Genomic DNA, 20246 nt, shown 5'->3' with positions numbered 1-20246 from the left:
GGGGCGGTCCGGGGTAACCGTGAGTCCCCAGGGTCTGGGCTGCGCCCAACTCGGCAATCTCTACACGACGCTGACGGACGCCGAAGCGGCGGACACCGTGGCGGCGGCGTGGGAATCGGGCATCCGGTACTTCGACACCGCACCCCACTACGGGCTCGGGCTCTCCGAGCGCCGGCTCGGCGACGCGCTGCGCGACCTGCCGCGGCCCTCGTACACGGTCAGCACCAAGGTGGGTCGCCTGCTCGTGCCGGACCCCGCCGGAGCGGCGCGACGTGACCCGGAGGGCTTTCACGTGCCGGCCGACCACCGCCGGGTGTGGGATTTCAGCGCCGACGGGGTGCACCGTTCGCTGGAGGCGAGCCTGGTTCGGCTCGGCCTGGACCGCGTCGACGTGGCGCTCGTCCACGACCCGGAGGACCACCAGACTCAGGCGCTCGAGCAGACCTATCCGACCCTGCACGACCTGCGGGCGCAGGGAGTTGTGGGCGCGATCGGGGTCGGGTCCAAGCAGTGGCAGGTGCTGCACCGGTTCGTCACCGAGAGCGAACTCGACGCCGTCATGGTCGCCGGCCGGTACACGCTGTTGGAGCAGCCCGCCCTGGACACGCTGCTGCCAGAGTGCGCGCAGCGCGGCGTCTCCGTACTCAACGCGGGCGTCTTCAACAGCGGCCTGCTCGCCGTCGACCGGCCACACGCCAAGCTGCCCTACGACTACCACGACGCGCCGGCCACGATAGTCGACCGAGTGCGAGCGATCGCGGCGGCTTGCGCCCGGCACGGGACCTCGCTGCCGGCGGCGGCGCTCGCCTTCGCCGGCGCACACCCGGCGGTGGCAACGGTGGTGGTCGGGGCGCACGACCCCGGGCAGGTGCGGCGGAACGCGGCACTGCAGGCAGCCGCACCACCGCCAGCCGACTTCTGGTCCGAGTTGGTCGCCGAGGGGCTGCTGCGCCCGGACGCACCGGTCCCCACCCGTCCGGTGGATACGCCATGATCGTCGACGCGCACCACCACCTGTGGCGGATCGACGACGGCTACCGGTGGCTAGACGAGCCGGAGCTGGCCCCGATCCGCCGGTCGTTCCTGCCCGCCGATCTCCAGCCGGAGCTGTCCGCCGCCGGCGTCGACCGGACGATCCTGGTGGAGGGCGGGCGCTGCGACACCGCGGAGGCAGCCATCCTGCTCCGGTACGGAAGCAGCACCGCAGCGATCGGCGGGGTGGTCGCCTGGGCCGACCCGGCCGACCCCGCACTCGCCGACACCATCGCCCGCTACCGGCAGCTGCCCGGCGGCGAGCTGCTGGTGGGCGTCCGGCCGCAGCTGCAGGACGAGGCGGACCCGGAATACCTCGATCGGCCGCAGGTCCGGCGCGGGCTTCGTACCATCGCCGAGGCCGGCCTGGCGATCGACGTCGTGGTCCGGGTCGACCAGCTCACCGCGGTGGCCCGGGCCGCCCGCGCCGTGCCGGAGCTCGGCTTCGTCCTCGACCACCTGGGCAAACCCCGCATCCGCCACGGCGCGGGCGGCCTGGCCGAATGGTCGGGTCCGATCGCCGAGCTCGCGGCACTGCCGAACGTCAGCGCCAAGCTCTCCGGGCTTGTCACCGAGGCGGATTGGAAACGGTGGCGGGTCGCGGACCTGCGCCCGTTCGTCGGCGCGGCGGTGGAGCTGTTCGGACCCGAGCGGCTCATGTTCGGCTCGGACTGGCCGGTCTGCCGGCTGGCCGCCGACTACGGCGCGGTGATGTCGGCGGTGGCCGAGGCGTTGCCTCCGCTGTCAGCCGAGGAGCGGGCGGCGGTGTTCGGTGGCACTGCGGCGCGAACCTACCGACTCGGCCCCTGAGCACGTGCCGGTTTTCGTGGTAGATAGGGACGGTGAAGGAACGCGTGGCGGTCACCGACGAGGCGATCGGCAAGATCAAGCAGATGATCGTCGCGGGCGAGCTGCGCCCCGGTGATCGGCTGCCGCGCGAACCCGACCTCGCGGAGCGGCTCGGCCTGTCCCGCAGCTCCCTGCGCGAGGCGGTCAGGGCGCTGTCGCTGATCCGGGTGCTCGACGTGCGCCAGGGCGACGGCACGTACGTGACCAGCCTCGAGCCGGCGATGCTGCTCGACGCGTTGAGCTTCGTCGTCGACTTCCACCGCGACGACACCGTCCTGCAGTTCCTGGAGGTGCGCCGCATTCTCGAGCCGGCCGCCACCGCGCTCGCGGCGCAGCGGATCAGCGACGAGGAACTCGGCAAGCTCCGGAGCGTCCTGGGCGCGCTCGGCGAGGATCCGAGCATCGACGAACTCGTGGCCAACGACCTGGAGTTCCATCGGCAGATCGCGGCCTGTGCGGGCAACAAGCTGCTCACCTCGCTGCTCGACAGTCTCTCCGGCCCGACCACCCGCGCCCGCATTTGGCGGGGACTGACGCAGGAAGGCGCCGTTCACAAGACCCGCGAACAGCACGCCGCGATTCTGGGGGCCATCGCCTCCCGGCAGCCCGAGCTGGCCCGATCCTGGGCGACGGTCCACATCGCCGGCGTCGAGGAATGGCTGGGCCGTATCGTCTGAGCGTGCCGAGCGCTACCACCTGCTGGTGTCGCCGTGGAGGGGCTCGCGTCCGCCATCCGCTGGCTGCCGCTCAAACTCTGGTCAGGCTCGTACTTCGCAGGCTCCATCGAGCATGGTCAGGCCAGCAGGGCTGCGAACCGCAGTCGGGTGCCAGCGTCGGCGTTGTGGCTGACGCTGGCCGAGCCGCGGTCCACCCGGCGCCGGCGACCGATGGTGGCAGCGCCAGCCAATGACGGGGATGCACACGCAGCTATCCCGGTATCTCGACGGCGGTCACGTCAGCCGCTTCGTGCCCGAAGAACACCCGGACCGCCGCCAGCACCTCCTGCGCGTCGTTGGCCATCGCCGTACGCGCCTGGACGAGCAGCGCCTCCGGCTCGGTCTGCCGCTGCCGGTCGAGGTCGACCAGAAGCTCGTCGATGCCCGGCACTTGCCGTTCGCCGGTCAGCGCGCGGGCTGGTGGCCGGAGGTCCATGAGGTGGCAGAGCAGTCGCAGCGGCCGGTGCCCGTACACGCGGGTGCCGCTGGGCAGGGCGGGCAGGCCGTAGGTGAGCAGCCGCGTCACGGCGCCGTCGAGCAGCGGGGTCGCCCAGTGGGCGTTGTCGAACAGGCTGTTCGAGGTGGCCTGCGGCAGGCCGAGGCCGGCCACCACCTGGTTGACCTGGTCCGCCGCGGCTTCGGCGACGACGAATACGTGGGGCGAGATGCGGCTGCGGTGGAAGACCTCCGACCACGCCCGGCGCGGCTCTGAAGATGTCACCGGGGCATCATGCGAGGCGCTCACGTGAGGGTCTCGCCTGGTCGTTGCGCTGACGAGCCACGTCGAGCAGGCGGCGGAGGGCTGCGCGGGTCCGGCCGGTGGCGGTGGCGAGGGCACCGAGCGGGTCGGTATGCCGGCGTTCGGCCAGGTCCTCGTAGACGGCGAGCAGGTCGGCCTCGAACCCGTCCGCGGTCGCACCACGGGCCTGGGCAAGCTCCGCGAGCCGGCCCTCGATGTAGCGGCCCACCATCACCTGGTAGGCGCCGACGCTGGGCATGTGGTGGAACTCCGCCACCATGTCGTCGACCTGGCGGCCCATCCGGTGCAGGACCGCCGAGGTGATGCCGTGTCGGCGTACCTCGGGGGTTGCGTCGTCGGGGATGCGGATGACGACCTCGTCCGGTCCGTTGATCTCGTCCGATCCGGTGTCGCTGTTCCAGCGGGCCGTGACGACGAAGCCGTCGTCGCGCCGGGACAGTTCGAGAGGCGGGTCGGGCACGGCGTGGAGGGGATTCTTCTGGGACATGCGTTCCTGTCTTTCCGGCGGCCTTGTGGGCGCCTGTTTCCGGGCCGCGGTGGCGGCCGCGTGTCACACCTGTTGTTCAGGGCGTCGGGGTGGCGGCGCTCAGGACGCTGCCGAAGAACACCATGACGGTGAAGAGGATCATCGGGCCGACGAAGACGTAGCCCAGGACGAGGCCGGCGACCGCCATGCCGTGCCCGGAACGCATGCCGTCGCGGGTCTCCCGCAGGGCCAGGTGGCCGAGGATGACCGCGAGGACGCAGGGCAGGCCGAACAGGCACCAGCCGCCGAGTACGCCGAGGATCCCGAGGACCAGCGACGCCGTCGCCATGCCCGAGGTCAAGATGGGCTGGACGGTGAGCCGCGGTCCGCCCGGCGGGAAGCCGCCGCCCTGGTAGGGCATGGCCGGGGCCGGCAGGTACGCGCCGGTGGGCGCGGACACCGGGGGATACGGCCCCACGACGGCGGGCAGCGGCGGCTGCGGGCGGGTGGGGTCGAGGCCGGGCTGCGGGTAGGTCATCGGTGTGGTTCCGTTCTTCCGTCGAGGTGGGTGAGCAGGGCGCTCACCTCGGTGTGCAGGCGACGCAGCTCAGCGGCCGTCGGCGCCAGCTCGTAGCAGTGGTGGTGCGCGGCGGCCGACAGCGCCGCCCAGGTGAAGGCGACCCGCCGGGCAACGGCGGGGCCGGGCCCGAACCGGCCGCGCAGCATCAGCTGCTTCGCCCGGCCCTGCCGGCACGCCGCCACCACCGGGCGGGTCCGCCGCCAGTAGGCGTCGATGCCGCCTTCGAGGGCTAGCCGGATCAGGCAGGCGCACGCCCGCGGCCACCAGCCGGCGGTCACCGCGGCCGCGCCGAGCGGGCCGGTGCCGCGCAGCATCTGGTCGGCCGCCGCCAGGCAGGCCCGGGGCGTCGGCGCGATCACGACCGGACCTCCGCGCTGTCACGGGGCGCGGGCACGGCAGCGACGGGGGCCCGCAGTGCCTCCGCGAGGTGCCGGACGTCCGCAACCAGGACGGGCAGGTCGAACAGGTACGCCCCGTGCACGCCCTCCTTGCACGCCTTGTACGCGCCCACCGCCCGCGACCCGTGCCGGCGACTGAGGTATCCGAGCACGTCGCCGCCCCGGTTGGCGTCGTCGAAGAGCGCCAGCGCGACGATGGTGGTCAGCCGGCGGGACGCGGCCACGACGGCCGCCTCGATGTCGTGGTGCGGCACACCCCGGGCCACCCGCCGGCGCCACACGATCCGGTGGCAGGCCGCCTCGATCGCCGAGCGGCACAGCTCCGCCACCACCGGCCCGCGCACCTCGGAGGCGATCTCCTCGGTGCGAGCCAGCGCGTGCGCGTCGTCCAGGTACCGGGTGACCGGGTCGGAGCCGGGCCGCAGGGTCACCACCGACCGCTCCGCGCGGGTCACCTCCACGATGCGGGAGCGACCGAGGTCGAGGCGGGCGAGCGCGTCGGGCAGCCGGGTGTCGTGCGTGAAGACGACCACCTGCCGCTGCTCGGCCAGCTCGGCGAGCACTCGGGCCAGCCCGTCGACCTTGGCCGGGTCCATGCTCTGCACCGGGTCGTCGACGACGATGAACCGGAACGGGCTCTCCGGCGCGCAGCCGCGCGGCAGGAACGTCGCCAACCCGAGGGCGTGCATCTCGCCCTGGCTCATCACCCCGAGGGCGGTGCCGTTGTCCTCGCCGTCCACGCTGACCGGGATCACCACCCGTCGCCGGGTGTTCATGCCCGCCAGGGTCATGGCACCCAGCTCGACGTTGCTCTCCTGGCGCAGCTGCGCCCAGATCCGCTGCGAGTGCTCGGCGAAGGGCGCTACCCGCTGGTTGCGCAGCTCCGCTCCGGTCTCCTTCAGCCACATCCGCGCCGCTTTCAACCGCGCGAGGGCGCGTTCCCGCGCGGGCAGCGTCCCGGCCGACGCGATCCAGGCCCGCAGCTCGCCGGCGACTGCCTGCCAGCCGGTGTCGCGCTGGCGGAGCAGACCCTTCGCGTACGCCTGCGCGGTCTGCGCCGCCGCGAGCACCGCCGGGTACCGAGCGGTCAGGTGGTCGGCCAGCTCCTCCGGCCCGCCCGGTGCGAGCCGCAGCGCCGTCACCGCCGTGTGCAGGTCGTCGACCGGCACCCCGTCGGCGCCCTCATTGGGCACGTCCAGGTCGTCGATCAGGTAGTGCGTCCGCTGCAGCAGCGCGGTCAGCCGGGCAGCGGCGGCCTGGGCTGCGAGGGTACGGTCGCGCAGCTCCGCCAGGGACTCGGCCGCGCTGATCCGCCAGTTGTCGTCGAGGCGGCCGGTCGCGCAGACCGGGCACGGCCCGTCACCCTGGTCGTCGTGCTGCTCGACGGCCAGCCGGAGTAGCTCAGCGCTGCGCAGCGACGCCCGCGACCGGCCGCCGTCGTGCCGGCGCGCCTGCGCGGCGGCCTCCCGCAGTTGCCCCGCCAGCCGGGTCACCTCGTCGGCGTCGGGCACCTGCATCGCCACCAGCCGCCGGCAGAGCAGCACCGCCTCGTCGGCCGTCGGGTCCTCCGGCTCGTCGAGGATCGCGGCCAGCGCCGCCAGGTCGGCCGCGCCCCGGGTGCGCAGCAGCGCGGCGGCACGCCGGGCCCGGTCGTCGTCGATCCCCGCGAGCGTGTCGGTCAGGGTGGCGCGCTGTCCGCGTACCTCCCTGATGGTGGTGTCGACGGGGCGCGCGGCGGCCATCAGGCGGCGGTCGGCGTCGGTGATCGCCTCCAGGCCGAGGATCGCGGAGATGGCGTCGAAGAGCTGGCTCTGCGTGCCGGCGGTGAGCCGGCCCAGCTCGGCGGCGGTGAGGAACGGCCGGTACAGCTCCAGCGGTCGGGCCAACCCCAGCTCGGCGAGGTCCCGGTGGGTGCCGTGTGCGCTGGTGACCGCCACCTCGGGGTCGCCCAGCTCCGCGCCCGGTGCCCAGGAACGGACCACCCGGGTGGGCGTGGCCACCCCGTCGACCCGCAGCTCGACGGCGATCCGGCACGGGTCGCCGGCGTGCAGGTTGCGCCATCCGGTACGCCACACGCTGTTGCGGTCCGCCCAGCGCGCGCTGTCCCCGGTCAGCGCCAGCTCCACAGCCTCGGCGAAGCTCGACTTGCCGGAACCGTTGCGACCCACCACCACGGTCAGCCCCGGGCCGGGCTCGAGGGCGAGGGTGCGCTCCGGGCCGACGCCGCGGAACCCAGCGACGGTGACCGACGAGAGCCAGATCCGCTCCCGCGGCTCGTCCGCCGCGATGCGCTGCGGCTCCAGCGCGGTCGGCGCGCCGGCGAGCGCCGCGTCCAGGTCGGCCTCGCCGCTCAGCGCGGCGAGGACCACCTCGGCGGTGTCATCGGGTACGCGGTCCGCGGCGAGCCGGTCGAAGATCAGCTCGACCAGAGGTTCGGTATGGTTCATCAAGCGACCTCCACTGAGGCGGGTGGGGGAGTGCGTGCCGCGCCGACGCAACGGCTCGACCCCGGTGGTGGTACGGAAACGCTCGGTGATTCTCTACTTGTGGATCGCTGGTCAGGCCGCGAGCGCAACGTGCCATTCGCGCAGAAACGCCTCAACCAGGCCGTGCGCCCGGGCCTGCACGTCGAACGACTCGTCGACCCGGCGGCGCGCCATGTGCGCCAGACTGTCGGCGGCCTCGTTCAGGGCGTGGTGGGCGTGTGCCTTGACGTGCGCGAACGTCAGATCCGGGCGAGCGCTGACCAGGTCGGCGAGCCGGACCAGGGTGGGCTTCATCCCGTTGTGTCGGGGCCGCAGGTCGTAGCCGGCGGGCACCGCACCGGACTCGCCGGCCTGCCAGCGGTGCAGGTAGTTCAGCGCCGGCAGGCTGTCCACGAGCACCGTCATCCTGGCCGGCGGCGTGTCGTAGGCGGTGAGAAGGAACTCGACCGCCCGCAGTTCGCTGACCAGCACCCGCGAGCAGCCGGTCGGGTCGACGCGACCAGGACGCCGGCTGCGCAGGCCATAGCGGCCGTCGCTGGCGACGTACCCGATGCCGCCGGCGCGGCCCTTCCAGCTGGCGTCGGTCGCGGCGATGAGCGGCGCGGGTGTGCCCGCCCAGCGGCGGACCTGGCCGCGGCTCGGGTCATGTGCGGCTCCGATGGCGCCGGCCGGCTCGGGCGCCAGCTCGGCGAACAGGTTGGCGCGGCAGGCGAGCTGGTGCCGGGCGGCGAGCTGCTCGGCGGTGTCGAGCAGCTGCACCGCCGAGCCGAACTCGTCGTAGTGGGCGGCGGTCAGCGCCAGCCGGACCGCGTCGCCGACGGCCTGGCAGGCTTCGCAGCGCCGCGGCTTGACGTATGTGCGCAGAGCGTGGGCGCGGTCGTGCAGGGGAGCGGGGAGTAGGTCCAGGGCGCGGTGGAACTCATCGGGACGCACGACGCCTCCTGACGTCTGTAGCCGGCGAAGGGTGGGTGGGTCTGGTGTTCCGGCGGCGGCCGGTAAGCATCGGCGGTGTTGTGAGGCTGATGTCGCCGGCGAATCAGGCGGGGGTGATGGTCCAGTAGCCGTCAGCGGTGACCTGGACGAGCGCGGGCGCCGACAGCGGGCGGACACCGGAGTAGGCGCCGATCTCGTTCACCAGCAGGCCGCCTTCGCCGGTCTCCAGCGAGTAGGCGTGGACGACGAAGTTGGAGTCGCCCCGCCGATGGGTGATCTTGACGGCGGCAGCGTCGCCGCCGAGCACCACCACGTCGTCTCCTTTGCCAGCGGCCTTCCCCGTCGGCGCCTTGGTGGCCAGCTGGTCGACGGTGCCGATCGTCAGCGTCCAGGATCCGGACGCCTCGATCTCGAACTGGGTGGTGAGCGAGTCGTCTTCGAGGTTGATCCAGTGCTTGCCGCTGTACGAGCCGATCTCGTTGACCAGCAGGCCGTCTCCATCGCTCTTCAGCACCGTGTTGCTGGTGCACTTGCAGGTGAACTTCACGACGGACAGCTCGGACAGCTCGCGGATCCGCACCACGTCGTCACCGCGACCCTTGACCACCTTCGGCTTCGGCGTGGGCGGCGCGGTCGTGGGTGCCGGTTCCGTCGTGGCAGGAGCGGCCGAGGTGGGCGCGGCGGTCGTCGGGGCGGCCGTCGTGGGCGCAGCGGTGGTGGGCGCGGCGCTGCTCGGGCTGGCCGACGCGGCCGCGGACTTCGGGTCCGGGTTGTCGGCTCCGTTGAAGACACCGATCAGCGTGCCCCCGCAGCAGAGGACAACGACCAGGGCGATGCCGCCGACGATCCAGGCGCGAGCGTTGGAGCGCCGTCCCGGCGCGGTCGGCACGGGCGGCCCGGCGAGCGCGCCGTCCTGGAACTGGGCAGTGGGCGCGGGCACGGCGGCATCGGGCGGGAACGGCGCAGCCTGCGGCGGTACGCCGGCCTGCTGGGTGGACTGGTCAGGCGGCATCGGGCTGGTGGGGTCCGTCATGGCGGTTTCCTCTGCAGGTGGGCTTCAGTGGCGGGGGAAGGGTGGGCGTGCGGTGGCGCCCGCCCACGATCGAGTCGTAAGTCAGGCGAGGGAGACCGTCACACCGCCGGAGAACGGCGAGTCGTGCAGCTCGAGCTTGGCAAGCTTGACGTTCTTCGGGATGTCGAAGACGACCACGCCGGTGACCTGGTTGCCGGGGTTGATGTCGTTGAGGAACGTCTCGGCGTTCTTGTTGGCGTAGATGGCGGCCCCGCCGTCGGCGGAGTACTCGGTGCCGTTGGCGGCGTACGCCTTCTGGCTGCTGCCGTCGAACATCTGCGACTCCTTGCCGATGTTCTTGACGTTGAGCGTGACCAGGCAGAACTGGCCCTGGGCCTTGGCGCCGAGCATGTCGGTACCGATCTTGGCGACGCCGCACTTGGACGACTTGACCGTGAACTCGAACTTGCCGTCCCGGGCCGGCTGGCCGATCTTCGCGGTCTTCGGCTTGTCGTCACCCGTGGCGCCCCCGGCGTCGGCCTTGCTGGTGGCGTCGTCGGTGGTGCCGGCGCCGCAGCCGAGCGCGATGAGGCCGGTGGCGAGCAGGGCGAGGGTAGCGATCTTGCGCATGCTGAAGCTCCTGTGAAAGAAGGGGATTGCTGGTCGACTTGCGGATCGGTGCTCCGTCGACGCCCATAAATCACAACAGGAGCACTTACCTGCAGTCCAGCGATAAGGCTTTGAAGTGCTGATAACCCGGGTTACCAAGAAGAGGGCGGCACGGCGTCATGGCGGCTCCAGGGTCGGCATTGACCAGCGGTGATCCCCGAGGCGCGGAGATACAGAGCTGCTTGATGCACGCCGGCATCGTTACGCCGCCCCAGATGGCCACGTCGTCTCGCGGTGGAGCGGCCCTTGGTCACCACGTGCTACCGCCGGTCTCCGGCTTCGCACGGCCCTGTCAGGTCGACAGCGGACCTCCGCTGCTCACGACATGGGAGGGCGTCGACCTGCCGCACGCAGGAGAGGCCATGGGTCGGCGAGAGGATCCCCAGCCGCCGGCCCACAGCCTCCTTACGTCCGAGCCGGTGTCGCTACTTCGTCGCCGCTCCGGGTGACCACTCGTTGGCGAAGGTCTCCATCTGACGGATGACCAGGTCAACGGCGGCGCGTTCGTGGTCCGGCGGGTAGTCGTAGCGGGCCAGCAGCCGGCGGATGTGGCTGCGGAGCTTGGCGCGTACCGGCTCGCGGGAGAACCAGTCCACCGTGATCGACGACTGGATCGACTTCACCAGCTCTCGCGCGATCTCCGCGAGGGTGCCGACGCCCATGAGCTCCGTAGCGGCGCCGTTCTGGGCGACGGCGTCGTAGAGGGCCAGTTCGGCGTGATTCAGCGGAGGGTCGAACTGGTGGCCGCGCCGAGCGTCGGCGGACACCTGCTTGGCCAGCTCGACCAGCTCGACGATCAGCTGCGCGCTGGTCAGCTGCTGACGCATGTAGCGGTTCATCAGGTCTTCGAGCTGGGCGGAGAAGCGTTCTTGACGGACCACGTTGTGCTTGGTGACCTCGCGCATCTTCCGCTCGATCAGCCGACGCAGCGCCGCGGCGGCCAGGTGCGGCGTCTCCGAGTCCTGCAGGCGCTGCAACGCCACCCCGTTGAGCTCGGTGATGTCGAGCTTGCCGAGGCCCGCTTCCTCGTAAATGTCGGTGATGTCGGCGGCGTCGACCACCTCGGCGGCGAGCTGGGACAGGTAGCGTTCCACCTCGGCCGTGTTGGGCAGGCCCTTGGCCTCCCGGTCGGCGGCCTCCTCCTTCACGATCCAAACCCGGACGTCGCGGAAGTAGTGGATGTCGCGGCGCATCCGCTGAATGTCGCCGGCGCGTTCGGCGAAGTCGCGGCTGGTCGCGCAGAGCGTGTAGAACCGCTCCAGCCGGCCCGCCGAGTCACGGAAACGCCGGTGCAGCGGCTTCGTGCCGGGCTCCACGTCGTTGCCCGGAGTTCGCGGGTTGCGCAGGAAGTTGGCAGCCTTCTTCACCGCCCGGCGCCAGCGGGTCGGGTCCTTCTCGTCGTCCAGGATCTCCCGCCACCTGACCGGGGTCAGCATGGCCTCGAGGACGGAGATCTCGTTGTACACCTCACTGATCGCCCGCTCGATCTCGCGGCCGAGGGTCTGATCCTCCTGGTCGCTGGGCGTGTACTCGGTGAGAGCCTTGCGCAGGTTCTCGGTCAGCGGCGCGTAGCCGACCAGCAGGCCGTCCTGCTTCTCCCGGAACCGGCGGTTGACCCGGGCCAACGCCTGCATCAGGTTGGCGCCCTTCATCGGCCGGTCCATGTAGATGGTGTGGATCGGCGGCGCATCGTAGCCGGTGAGCAGCATCGAATGAACGATCAGCAGCTCCAGCTCGTCGTCCGGGTCCTTGGCGCGGGCCTGGACGCTCTTCTGCTGCGACGGGCGCAGGTGGTGCGGGCGCAGCACCTCCTTGTCGCTGGGCACCCCATGGAAGACGATCTTCATCTTGCCCTTGTCGACGGCCGGGTCCGCCCAGTCGGGCCGCAGCTCCTTGAGGGCGTCGAAGACGCGGACGCAGATCTCCCGGGTCGCGCAGACCAGCATCGCCTTGCCCGGCCCGCCGAGCTGCGGCCGCATCAGCTCCCGCCGCTTCTCCCAGTGCTCGACAAGGTCCTTCGCGAGGGTCTCGACCCGGTCGGGGGCGCCGTAGACGGTGTTCATGGTGGCCGCGTACGCCTCGGCCTTGCGCCGCTCCGCGTCGTCCAGGCTGGCAGTGAGCTTCTCCACCTGCTCGTCGATGCTCTCCGGGTCGATGTCCGGCGGCAGGGACACCGGAATGATCCGCGGCTCGTGGTAGACCCGCACGGTCGCCTCGTCGTCGACGGCACGCTTGAGGTCGTACACGTCGATGTAGTTGCCGAAGACGGCCCGGGTGTTCACCTCGGCGGTGGCGATCGGGGTGCCGGTGAAGGCGATGAACGTGGCGTGCGGCAGCGCGTCGCGCAGGTGCCGGGCGTAGCCGTCCAGGCTGTCGTAGTGGCTGCGGTGCGCCTCGTCGACGATCACCAGGATGTTGCGGCGGTCGGAGAGGAGCGGATGCGGGCGCCCGGCGTCGCGCTCCTCCTTGGTACGCCCGAACTTCTGCAACGTGGTGAAGATGATGCCGCCGGCGTTCCGGTTCGACAGCTTGTCTCGCAGTTCTGCGCGGGTGTCGGCCTGCTCCGGCTCCTGGCCCAGCAGCGTCTGGCTGTCGAGGAACGTGTCGAAGAGCTGGTCGTCGAGGTCGTTGCGGTCGGTGAGCACCACGATGGTCGGGTTCTTCAGGGCGGGGTGGCGGGCGGTCAACGCCGCCGTGCACACCATCTCCTCGGACTTGCCGGAGCCCTGGGTATGCCAGACGACGCCCGCTTTCCCGTCGCTTTGCGATGCCCGCACGATGCACTCGACGGCCCGGATGACCGCGAAGTGTTGGTGCGCCTTCGCGATCCTTTTCGCCTTCGACGTGAAGTTGACGAAGCCGCCGGTGAGCTCCAGGAAGCGCCGCTGGTTGAACAGTCCGTAGAGGGCGACGATGAGCGCTTCCGGGCCGTCGTAGTCTGGCGCGGTGGTGTCGACGCGTTCTCCCTCGTCGTCGATGTTCCACGGCGCGAAGTGTTCGTAGGGCGTGAACGGGGTGCCGTACTTCGCGGTGACCCCGTCGGAGATCAAGCACAGGACGGCATGCCGGAAGGCGAGCGGGAACTCCGCGAGGTACGCCTGAAGCTGGGCGTGCGCGCCCGTCAGGGTGGCGTTCTCGTCGGCGGCGTTCTTCAACTCGACGATCGCGACCGGCAGACCGTTGAGGTACAGCACGATGTCGAACCGGCGCCGGAAGTCGCCGTCGACGATCGTGACCTGGTTGATCGCCCGGTAGACGTTGCGGCTGGGGTCGTCCAGATCGGCCAGGCGCACGGTGGGGTTGTGGTCGGCACCGTACGCGTCGGTGTACGTGATCGAACGGATGCCGTGGACCAGCCGCTCGTGCGCCGCGCGGTTCTCAGCGAACGCCTCCCGGGAGCCTACGTCGGTGGCGGCCCGCACCGCGTCGGCGACCGCCGTGGGCGGCAGGTCGGGGTTGAGCCGCTCGACCGCGGCCCGCAGGTCCTCGACGAGCACGAGATCGGCCCAAGACTCCCGCTGCCCCGACCCTGGCGCGAAATCCTTCCCGGCACCCGGCTCCCACCCGAGCTCACCGAGATGATCCAGCGCGAGTGCCTCCCAGTCCGCCTCGTTCATCCACCCGCCCGCACCCATCCCAACCCCTCCCCGTGAACCGTCTACTTACCTAAACAGCTTCTTCGACGACCTTTTCGACGTCCGTGACCCGCAACCGCCCCGACATCAGCTCCGGAAGCAGCGTGTCGCGGAGCGCGCGAAGTGTGGTGGCTTCCTGCCGTGCTGCGTGCACCCTCTGCAGCAGCGCCTCGGCCATGAGTCGAAGTTGGCCAAACTGCCGAGGGTCGGCGATCTCGGCGTCCATGATCTCGGCGGGTCTAACTCTCTGGTGACTGTTCGATGTACCCGTCACCTTGGCCGCGATGCTTGCCATGAATGTGGGCTGTGACAGGACCGCCCAGAGTTCGGCAGTAGATACGCCCTCGATTGGGAGCAGAATGAGGAACTCAGTGGATGCCATTGCTGGCATCCCCCCGTCATGGCGCACCTGCCAGACACGCGGCGTGCCCGGGTTGAGCTTAGAGACGAGAACAGCGGATGGCGGAACCTCAAACTTCGAACTCTTGATCTCGCGCGGATCGGCAACCTCCGGCGTGCGGCCAGCGTCGAATGACGGAATGCTGAAGTGCAGTACCGAGGTGTTGCTCAGCTCGCGTGGATCGATTTGCTTCTTCTCCACATGGCACAGTTCGGCGACCGAGACCATCGCAGCCCCGGTCTGATCCGAAAAATATGCGAGGCACAACTGTTCGGCAGTGGCGGCGATGCGGTCGTTGACCGCAATCTTGTCATCAAGTGCCCCGAGAACGCCGACTACGGCATCCTGTCGGTCAAGAGACGGGATGCTGATCTGCAGTCGCTGGAGATCCCCGAGGCTTAGGAAGTCGGCCATGTCTGTCTGGCCCTTGAGCGCGTTAGCCTGGACCCAAAACTCGGCACTCTTGAACCAATAGTAGAGGAACCGCGATCTCAATGGACCGCTAGCAGTGGGGCGGAAATAGCAAAGTTGGGGGCTGTAGGCGAACGCCGGCCCATCGGGCGGCATCAGAGCCACTCGCCCTACGGTGCCCTTGGTCGTGAGAACGATATCGCCAGGCCGTGAGACCTTGGATTCTTGGCCCTGCACATCTCGATTCGACGTGCGAGCCTGGAAGCCGTATTCGACCCTGCCATCCAGGACGTCCGCGACACGCAGGATAGGAAGGTCCCGCCCGTTCATATTTACGGTCCGCGGCCGCCCCGCGCCGATCTCGATTAGGCGCTCGCTGACCAGTTCAGAGAAGGCCGTGGTGCGGTTAGGCATCGAGACGCTCCAGCTGCTCGCGGATGACGTGCTCGAGGCGGTTGGACTCCTCGAAGTGGTTGTCCAGCTCCTTGGTGAGGCGGTTGATGCGGTCGGTAAATGGCTCAGCATCAGCGCTTTCGTCGGTTTCGGTGGCGCCTACGTAGCGGCCGGGGGTGAGGACGTGGTCGTGGGCGGCTACCTCATCGAGCTTGGCGGAGTAGCAGAAGCCGGGGACGTCCTCGTAGGTCTGGCCCTTGGTCTTGGCGGACTTCGTGCCGCGCCAGGCGTGGTAGGTGTCGGCGATCTTGGCGATGTCGTCGTCGGTGAGGACGCGCTCGGTACGGTCGACCATGCTGCCGAGAGCACGAGCGTCGATGAAGAGGATCTCGTGGCGCCGGTCGGTCAGCGCCTTCGCGCCTTGCGGGGTCTTGTCCTTCGTCAGGAACCACAGGCAGGCGGGGATCGCGGTGGTGCGGAACAGGTTCGGCGGGAGGGCGACCATGCAGGCCACCAGGTCCGCCTCGACCATCGCCCGGCGGATGTCGCCCTCGCCGGACTGCTTGGAGGACATCGAGCCGTTGGCGAGGACGACGCCCGCACTGCCGCGGTCACCCAGCTTGTAGAGGATGTGCTGGAGCCAGGCGTAGTTGGCGTTGCTCTGCGGCGGCACACCGTAGCGCCAGCGCGGGTCGGTTTCGCGGCGGGCCCAGTCGCTCATGTTGAACGGCGGGTTGGCCATGATGAAGTCGGCCCGCCGGTCCGGGTGCTTGTCGTCGGCGAACGTGTCGGCCCAGCGGTCGCCGATGCCGACCGGGTCCATGCCGTGGATGGCGAGGTTCATCTTCGCCAGCCGCCAGGTGCGCTCGTTGGCTTCCTGTCCGTAGACGGCGATGTCGTGGGTGTGGTCGCGGCCGGCGCGGGCTTCGACGAATTTCTTGGACTGCACGAACATGCCGCCGGATCCGCAGCACGGGTCATAGACCCGGCCCTCGTAGGGCTCCAGCACCTCGACAAGAACCCGCACCACGCTGGAGGGGGTGTAGAACTCGCCGGCGCGCTTGCCCTCGGCGCGGGCGAAGCGCTCCAGGAAGTACTCGTACACCTCGCCGAGGACGTCCTGTGCCTTCCGGTCGCCGTGGCCGGTGAAGCGGGCGTCGCTGATCAGGTCGACGAGTTCCTTGAGGCGCTTCTGGTCGACGTTGTCGCGGTTGAAGATCTTCGGGAGGACGCCGGTCAGTGACCGGTTCTCCTGCATGATCGCGTCCATGGCGTCGTCGAGCAGCTCGCCGACGCCGCTGGGTGCGTTCTCCACCAGGTAGTCCCAGCGGGCGTTCTCCGGGACCCAGAAGACGTTGGCGCTGGTGTACTCGTCGCGTTCGTCGAGGAACTCGGCGCGGCGGTTCTCTGGGATGTCGGAGAGGCTGTCGGCGATCTGGTCGCGGCGCTCGGCGAACGCGTCGGAGACGTACTTGAGGAAGACCAGGCCGAGGACGAATTCCTTGTACTGCGCGGCGTCCATGGAGCCGCGCAGCTTGTCGGCGGCCTTCCACAGGATGTCCTGAATCTGTTTGGTGCTGGACACGCCGGGCAGCTCGGCCTGTCCGTTGGCACGTTTCCGTGGGGGCACTGTGTGTTCCGTTCTCTCGTTCAGGAGTTCGTACCGTACAGAGTCGTGAGGGTGCCGTCGGCGAAGCCGGTGACGGCGAGTTCGCGCAGTTCGGCGAGGAGGCCGGCCTGCCGTTGCAGTAGGCGCTCGCGTTCGTCGAGGCGGCGCAGTACCTCGTCCAGGCGGGTCGCCTCGTCCCGGTTCAGGTCGGGAATCGTCACGTCGCGCAGCCGTGGGCCGCGCACCGCGCCGGGGCTACGTGCCGTGTTGCGGGCAGTGTCTAGCAGGGTCTTCAGCACCCGTGGGGTGAGGGCGTCGCCGGGGGAGATGCGCAGACCGCGGGCCGGAAACTCGATCACCGAGAAGCCGTCCTCGTCCAGGAAGGCACCGAACTGGGGCACCGTGGTAACCACGAGGTCACCTGGTTCCGTGAGGGCGACGTGCGGGTATTCGGCGGCGAGCGTGAGCCGGTCTACCCAGCGCTTCGACGATCGTGCGACGACCTCCGCGGCGCCGATGACCCGATGGTGACCACGCGGCCTGACATGTTCGGGTGACAGGCGGTGCCCCGGAAGGGGACGTACCCGGCGAGCCGTGCGTAGTGCGCCGAGGGAGAGCTCCTTCGGCCGCGTTTCATCGCGCTGTACCGCCCCGGTGTTCAGGGCGCCGTGTTGGTCGGCGTACCGGATGGCTTCTTTCTCGGCTTCGGTGAGACGGCGCTCGATGTCGCCGATCAGCGCGGGCCGGTCGGTGGCCTGCCGGGCACGCAGTGTCACCGAGGCCGGGCCCGGCGACCGCAGCGCCGCGCCGCGGCGCAGGTCGAGGGCGTCGAGTGGAACCACCAGGCCCGTCCGCGGGTCGTGGCCGTCACGCCGGTGTCCTTCGGCACGCCACAACAGGATGTCCTCGGCGGCGGTCTCCAAGACGCGTTGGTCGAGGGCGGCCCCGCTGAGGTCGGTCAGCAGCAGGCGGCCCTGGGTGGCCGGGACGGGATCACGGGTCAGCGTCCAGAGTGCGGCGGAGTGGCCGGGGCGGGCGGGGAAGACGCCGCCGGGGAGCCGCACCACGGCCTCGACGAGGCCACTGGTCAGCAGGTTCGCCCGCTTGGTGATCGCGTCGGTGTCGCGTAGGGCGTCGACGAGGCTCGCGGCGGAGCCGACCACGACGGCGGTGCAGCCGGGGCCGAGCCGGTCCGCGATGTCACTGATCTTGCTCAGGTCCTCGGCCGGGTCGCGCTGCTCGGTCGGCTGGTAGGGCAGCCGAGTCACGACCACGTCGACGTCCGCGAACTCGTCATTCAGCTCGTCCGCAACCACCTCGATGTTGAACTCGGGAACACCGGCCAGCAGTAGCCGACGGCGGATCAGGCGGGCCAGCGCCGCGTCCGGCTGCGCGGCGTTGAAACTCAGCGCCTCCGGCTCCTGGTCGGTCAGCAGTGCGGCGAGGAGGTCCCCGGGGCCTGCGTACGGGTCGCCGGCCGTGATCCGGCCGTGGGTGCGCATCCGGCCGGGCACGTCGGCGGTCAGGCGGATCAGGGTGACCAGGTGTGGGGTGAGCACGTCGACGTCCAGCTCCGGCCATCCGAGCCGGGTGGCGCTGCCGAGCAGGAACTGGTACGCCCGGCCGACGTCGTAGGCGCCCTCGATCAGCTGCTCGACCATTCCCGGAAGGTCGGCCAGGGCTGGCGCTTCCTGCAGGTCTGAGAGGAGGAAGTCGTCCTCCGGGTCGAATCGGCGGGCCGCCTTCAACGGATCGGCCGACAGGACCTGGCCGGACATCTCGCGCAGGCAGAGAGCGGCGCCCAAGGAGAGCACCAGGCGGCGGCCGCCGTGCTGACGGGCGTACGCAGTGAGAGTGTGTAGAGCGTGCTCGGCGCGCAAGGTCTCCGGTTCAGCGTTGCCCAGCTTGCGGTCCAGCAGCCAGGTGAGGACCGCGTCGGCGGGGAAGTGCAGTTGACCGCCAGCGCCGGGGACCGGAGCGGGGAAGTCGGAGTACCGGCGCCGCCAGGTGGTCACCACTGGGCGCTCGACCTGCGCCAACTGGGCGATTTCGCCGGACGACATGAGCTCGGGCATCATGCTCTCACCTCCCCCTGATCGAGGAGCTCCACTGTAGTCATGCCTACCCCTCTGTCATCGAGCAAGCGATGATAACCGGGGTTATCAGGTAGCCCTTTGCCCCCGGACGTGTATGTCGGTTTCCTAGTTCCGACACGGGACGATGTCTCGCTGAGCAGCAAGAGCAGCAAGACCAAGATCAAGATCGCCGAGACTGAACGGCAGGGCTGAGACTGTGCAGTACTTCGTGGGCACCCACGGTCGGACCGACCAATCGTGGCTTGAAGAGCACCCCCAGATGAAACGGCACTTCAAGGAGGATCCGCAGGACTGGCTTGCCGTCTTCCCCTATGAAGTGGCGTTGCGCGACGTGAAGCTGATCAAGGCAGTCATCGAGCCGAAGACGGTGGGGGAGGTGCCCCGCTCACCGCTTGCGATTCCGCTGGTCAAGGCCGTGTTCGACGATCGGGCGGCCATGGACGGCGAACCGCCGTTCGACGACCTGGGTGACGACGTCCCGTTCGACTGGTACGACGAACTCGGCCTCTCCTGGCGGCCGGATCCGCGGTTGCGTACGGCGGACCTGGCGCCGGCTAGCCTGCTCGCCGCCTTTGGCCGGGAGGACCGTGGGTACGGCATGGACTACGAGCCGGCTACGTGGTTGCCGCTCGACGACCAGGACGCCATCGAGGCGGCGCTGCGTGAGCTGGGTCACGAGATCGTCTACGACGAGACCATCCTCAACCGCTACCTAGCCTGAGTCGGTCGGGTCCGCGGCCGGGGCGGCATCCAGGTCGGGCTGTGAAGAGGCAGCCCTTCAAGACCATCCGGATGGCCGAGTGTGGGGGCAGCCGCGTCACCACTAGGTTCGAGTTGATCTCCATGAACGATGACATGACTCTGCTCCGGCACCGCGCGCGCCGCGACCGCTGCCCGCAGCCGCGATTGAGAACGCCCCGTGCCACCGTGGCGGTGATGTGGGGAGGCGCAGCTGGCGAATATCGCCTGCAACCTGGCGAAGTCCCTCCGCCGGTTCATCACCGTCGACTGGACCTCCTGCGACGACGTAGGCGCCAAGCTCCGCTCGACCATCAAGCGTTCGCTGGCCGCGCATCGCTGTCCGCCGTACGCAGTCACTGACGCGAGTCAGCGCGTGGCGGTGCGGACAGAGACGTTTGCCGAGGACTGGTCTGCCGGCCAGACCGTGGATATTTCGCAGGAGGACCAGGGATGGACGATGACGAGCAGGAAGCCCGGGACAGGAGGATCCGCCAGGCTCTGCTGCGGGGGGACTGGGCGGCGTCGCACGCGGGCCGGCTGAAGATCATCGAGGAGGTATTGGGGGTGATGAAGGCCATCGAGAGATGGACCGCCCCTCGAAATCCTGACTTCGTTGATGTCCGGTACGGCACGTCGCTCTCGCACCGACACCCGCTCGTCACCGCGGTGCTGGACGCGGGCGAGGAGCTCAAAAAGCGCTGCCAGGACGTGGGTGATCACATTTTGGCGGTCGACGATGGCCTCGTGGAGCTGGACCCCGATTTCGACCTCATGTGGCTGGAGGTCGAACACGCCGTTGCGGATCTTCAGCAGGCCACCCGTGCTCGCGATCGCCTGCACGACCAGCTTCGCGAGCCCTGCATGGAGCTACTTTCCCAGGCGGACCACCAGCGGCTCATGTCGGAGATGCTGGGCCGGGCGGCCGCAAGCTTGGCTGGGGAACGGTACGTACCCGAGACCGAATAGGGTACGGGCCCACAGCCCCATCGGCCGGTCTACGCGCAGTACCAATGCACTACTAGCCGAAGGCGGCCGGGAAGCCCACGGCCGGACCGCCATG

Annotated in this window: 18 protein-coding genes; 6 read left to right on the top strand and 12 right to left on the bottom strand. The window is 69.9% G+C overall.

Annotated elements, in window-relative coordinates; all coding sequences use genetic code 11:
• Positions 1-19 precede the first annotated feature (19 nt).
• From ABZ452_RS21895 to ABZ452_RS21885, 3 genes are read left to right on the top strand one after another with little or no spacing between them, the layout of a single operon-like run.
• Positions 20-994 carry an aldo/keto reductase gene (locus ABZ452_RS21895; protein WP_357945814.1) on the top strand — a complete coding sequence of 325 codons (975 nt, stop codon included), beginning with the start codon at positions 20-22 and terminating at the stop codon, positions 992-994.
• Complete coding sequence (locus tag ABZ452_RS21890; protein ID WP_357945811.1) at positions 991-1842, top strand: amidohydrolase family protein; 852 nt, start codon at positions 991-993, stop codon at positions 1840-1842. Before ABZ452_RS21895 ends, ABZ452_RS21890 begins: the two co-directional genes overlap by 4 nt.
• A 32-nt stretch (positions 1843-1874) precedes the next feature.
• The gene (locus ABZ452_RS21885; RefSeq protein ID WP_357945808.1) at positions 1875-2558 is read left to right on the top strand and encodes a FadR/GntR family transcriptional regulator; all 684 of its coding nucleotides are present in this window, start codon (positions 1875-1877) and stop codon (positions 2556-2558) included.
• 250 nt (positions 2559-2808) lie between these two features.
• Here ABZ452_RS21885 and ABZ452_RS21880 read toward each other — a convergent pair whose 3' ends face one another.
• The 12 genes from ABZ452_RS21880 to ABZ452_RS21825 form a co-directional block, all read right to left on the bottom strand.
• The gene (locus ABZ452_RS21880) at positions 2809-3318 is read right to left on the bottom strand and encodes a hypothetical protein (RefSeq protein WP_357945805.1); all 510 of its coding nucleotides are present in this window, start codon (positions 3316-3318) and stop codon (positions 2809-2811) included.
• 7 nt (positions 3319-3325) lie between these two features.
• A complete protein-coding gene (locus ABZ452_RS21875) occupies positions 3326-3817 on the bottom strand; it encodes a hypothetical protein (protein WP_357945803.1) in 492 nt (163 codons plus the stop codon).
• A 103-nt stretch (positions 3818-3920) separates the two neighbouring features.
• Positions 3921-4361: a DUF4190 domain-containing protein gene (locus ABZ452_RS21870; RefSeq protein WP_357945801.1), complete on the bottom strand. Its 441-nt coding sequence runs from the start codon at positions 4359-4361 to the stop codon at positions 3921-3923.
• Complete coding sequence (locus ABZ452_RS21865; RefSeq protein WP_357945798.1) at positions 4358-4762, bottom strand: hypothetical protein; 405 nt, start codon at positions 4760-4762, stop codon at positions 4358-4360. Before ABZ452_RS21865 ends, ABZ452_RS21870 begins: the two co-directional genes overlap by 4 nt.
• Complete coding sequence (locus ABZ452_RS21860) at positions 4759-7248, bottom strand: AAA family ATPase (RefSeq protein WP_357945795.1); 2490 nt, start codon at positions 7246-7248, stop codon at positions 4759-4761. Before ABZ452_RS21860 ends, ABZ452_RS21865 begins: the two co-directional genes overlap by 4 nt.
• Before the next feature lie 111 nt (positions 7249-7359).
• Positions 7360-8220 (bottom strand): RNase H family protein, encoded by an 861-nt coding sequence (locus ABZ452_RS21855; protein ID WP_357945793.1) that lies wholly within the window; start codon positions 8218-8220, stop codon positions 7360-7362.
• Positions 8221-8323: 103 nt separating this feature from the next.
• Positions 8324-9253: a hypothetical protein gene (locus tag ABZ452_RS21850; RefSeq protein WP_357945791.1), complete on the bottom strand. Its 930-nt coding sequence runs from the start codon at positions 9251-9253 to the stop codon at positions 8324-8326.
• Positions 9254-9334: 81 nt separating this feature from the next.
• Complete coding sequence (locus ABZ452_RS21845) at positions 9335-9862, bottom strand: DUF4352 domain-containing protein (protein WP_357945789.1); 528 nt, start codon at positions 9860-9862, stop codon at positions 9335-9337.
• Between the two features lie 464 nt (positions 9863-10326).
• Positions 10327-13518 (bottom strand): type I restriction endonuclease subunit R, encoded by a 3192-nt coding sequence (locus ABZ452_RS21840; protein WP_357945786.1) that lies wholly within the window; start codon positions 13516-13518, stop codon positions 10327-10329.
• A 49-nt stretch (positions 13519-13567) separates the two neighbouring features.
• Positions 13568-14761 carry a restriction endonuclease subunit S gene (locus ABZ452_RS21835; protein ID WP_357945784.1) on the bottom strand — a complete coding sequence of 398 codons (1194 nt, stop codon included), beginning with the start codon at positions 14759-14761 and terminating at the stop codon, positions 13568-13570.
• Positions 14754-16370, bottom strand: a complete 1617-nt coding sequence (locus ABZ452_RS21830) for a class I SAM-dependent DNA methyltransferase (protein WP_357945781.1) — start codon at positions 16368-16370, stop codon at positions 14754-14756. Before ABZ452_RS21830 ends, ABZ452_RS21835 begins: the two co-directional genes overlap by 8 nt.
• A 20-nt stretch (positions 16371-16390) precedes the next feature.
• A complete protein-coding gene (locus ABZ452_RS21825; protein WP_357945778.1) occupies positions 16391-18427 on the bottom strand; it encodes an SAM-dependent DNA methyltransferase in 2037 nt (678 codons plus the stop codon).
• Positions 18428-18641: 214 nt separating this feature from the next.
• Between ABZ452_RS21825 and ABZ452_RS21820 the strand changes: the two genes are divergently transcribed.
• The 3 genes from ABZ452_RS21820 (at position 18642) to ABZ452_RS21810 (ending at position 20152) form a co-directional block, all read left to right on the top strand.
• Complete coding sequence (locus tag ABZ452_RS21820; protein WP_357945776.1) at positions 18642-19166, top strand: hypothetical protein; 525 nt, start codon at positions 18642-18644, stop codon at positions 19164-19166.
• Between the two features lie 231 nt (positions 19167-19397).
• Complete coding sequence (locus ABZ452_RS21815; protein ID WP_357945852.1) at positions 19398-19727, top strand: type I restriction enzyme endonuclease domain-containing protein; 330 nt, start codon at positions 19398-19400, stop codon at positions 19725-19727.
• A complete protein-coding gene (locus ABZ452_RS21810) occupies positions 19637-20152 on the top strand; it encodes a hypothetical protein (RefSeq protein ID WP_357945773.1) in 516 nt (171 codons plus the stop codon). The genes ABZ452_RS21815 and ABZ452_RS21810 overlap by 91 nt, the downstream gene beginning before the upstream one ends.
• The last annotated feature ends 94 nt before the right edge of the window (positions 20153-20246 follow it).

The sequence above is a fragment of the Micromonospora sp. NPDC005707 genome, from assembly GCF_040631005.1.
Classification (GTDB): Bacteria; Actinomycetota; Actinomycetes; order Mycobacteriales; family Micromonosporaceae; genus Micromonospora.
The sequence above is the reverse complement of the archived record's forward strand: the minus strand, read 5'-3'. Positions and strand labels throughout refer to the sequence as shown.

Bases quoted from the DNA above. Each gene is read 5' to 3' on its own strand.
- ABZ452_RS21890 (WP_357945811.1), top strand. From the start codon at position 991: ATGATCGTCGACGCGCACCACCACCTGTGGCGGATCGACGACGGCTAC.
- ABZ452_RS21870 (WP_357945801.1), bottom strand. From the start codon at position 4,361: ATGACCTACCCGCAGCCCGGCCTCGACCCCACCCGCCCGCAGCCGCCG.
- ABZ452_RS21860 (WP_357945795.1), bottom strand. From the start codon at position 7,248: ATGAACCATACCGAACCTCTGGTCGAGCTGATCTTCGACCGGCTCGCC.
- ABZ452_RS21850 (WP_357945791.1), bottom strand. From the start codon at position 9,253: ATGACGGACCCCACCAGCCCGATGCCGCCTGACCAGTCCACCCAGCAG.
- ABZ452_RS21845 (WP_357945789.1), bottom strand. From the start codon at position 9,862: ATGCGCAAGATCGCTACCCTCGCCCTGCTCGCCACCGGCCTCATCGCG.
- ABZ452_RS21840 (WP_357945786.1), bottom strand. From the start codon at position 13,518: ATGAACGAGGCGGACTGGGAGGCACTCGCGCTGGATCATCTCGGTGAG.
- ABZ452_RS21835 (WP_357945784.1), bottom strand. From the start codon at position 14,761: ATGCCTAACCGCACCACGGCCTTCTCTGAACTGGTCAGCGAGCGCCTA.
- ABZ452_RS21825 (WP_357945778.1), bottom strand. From the start codon at position 18,427: ATGATGCCCGAGCTCATGTCGTCCGGCGAAATCGCCCAGTTGGCGCAG.
- ABZ452_RS21810 (WP_357945773.1), top strand. From the start codon at position 19,637: ATGGACGATGACGAGCAGGAAGCCCGGGACAGGAGGATCCGCCAGGCT.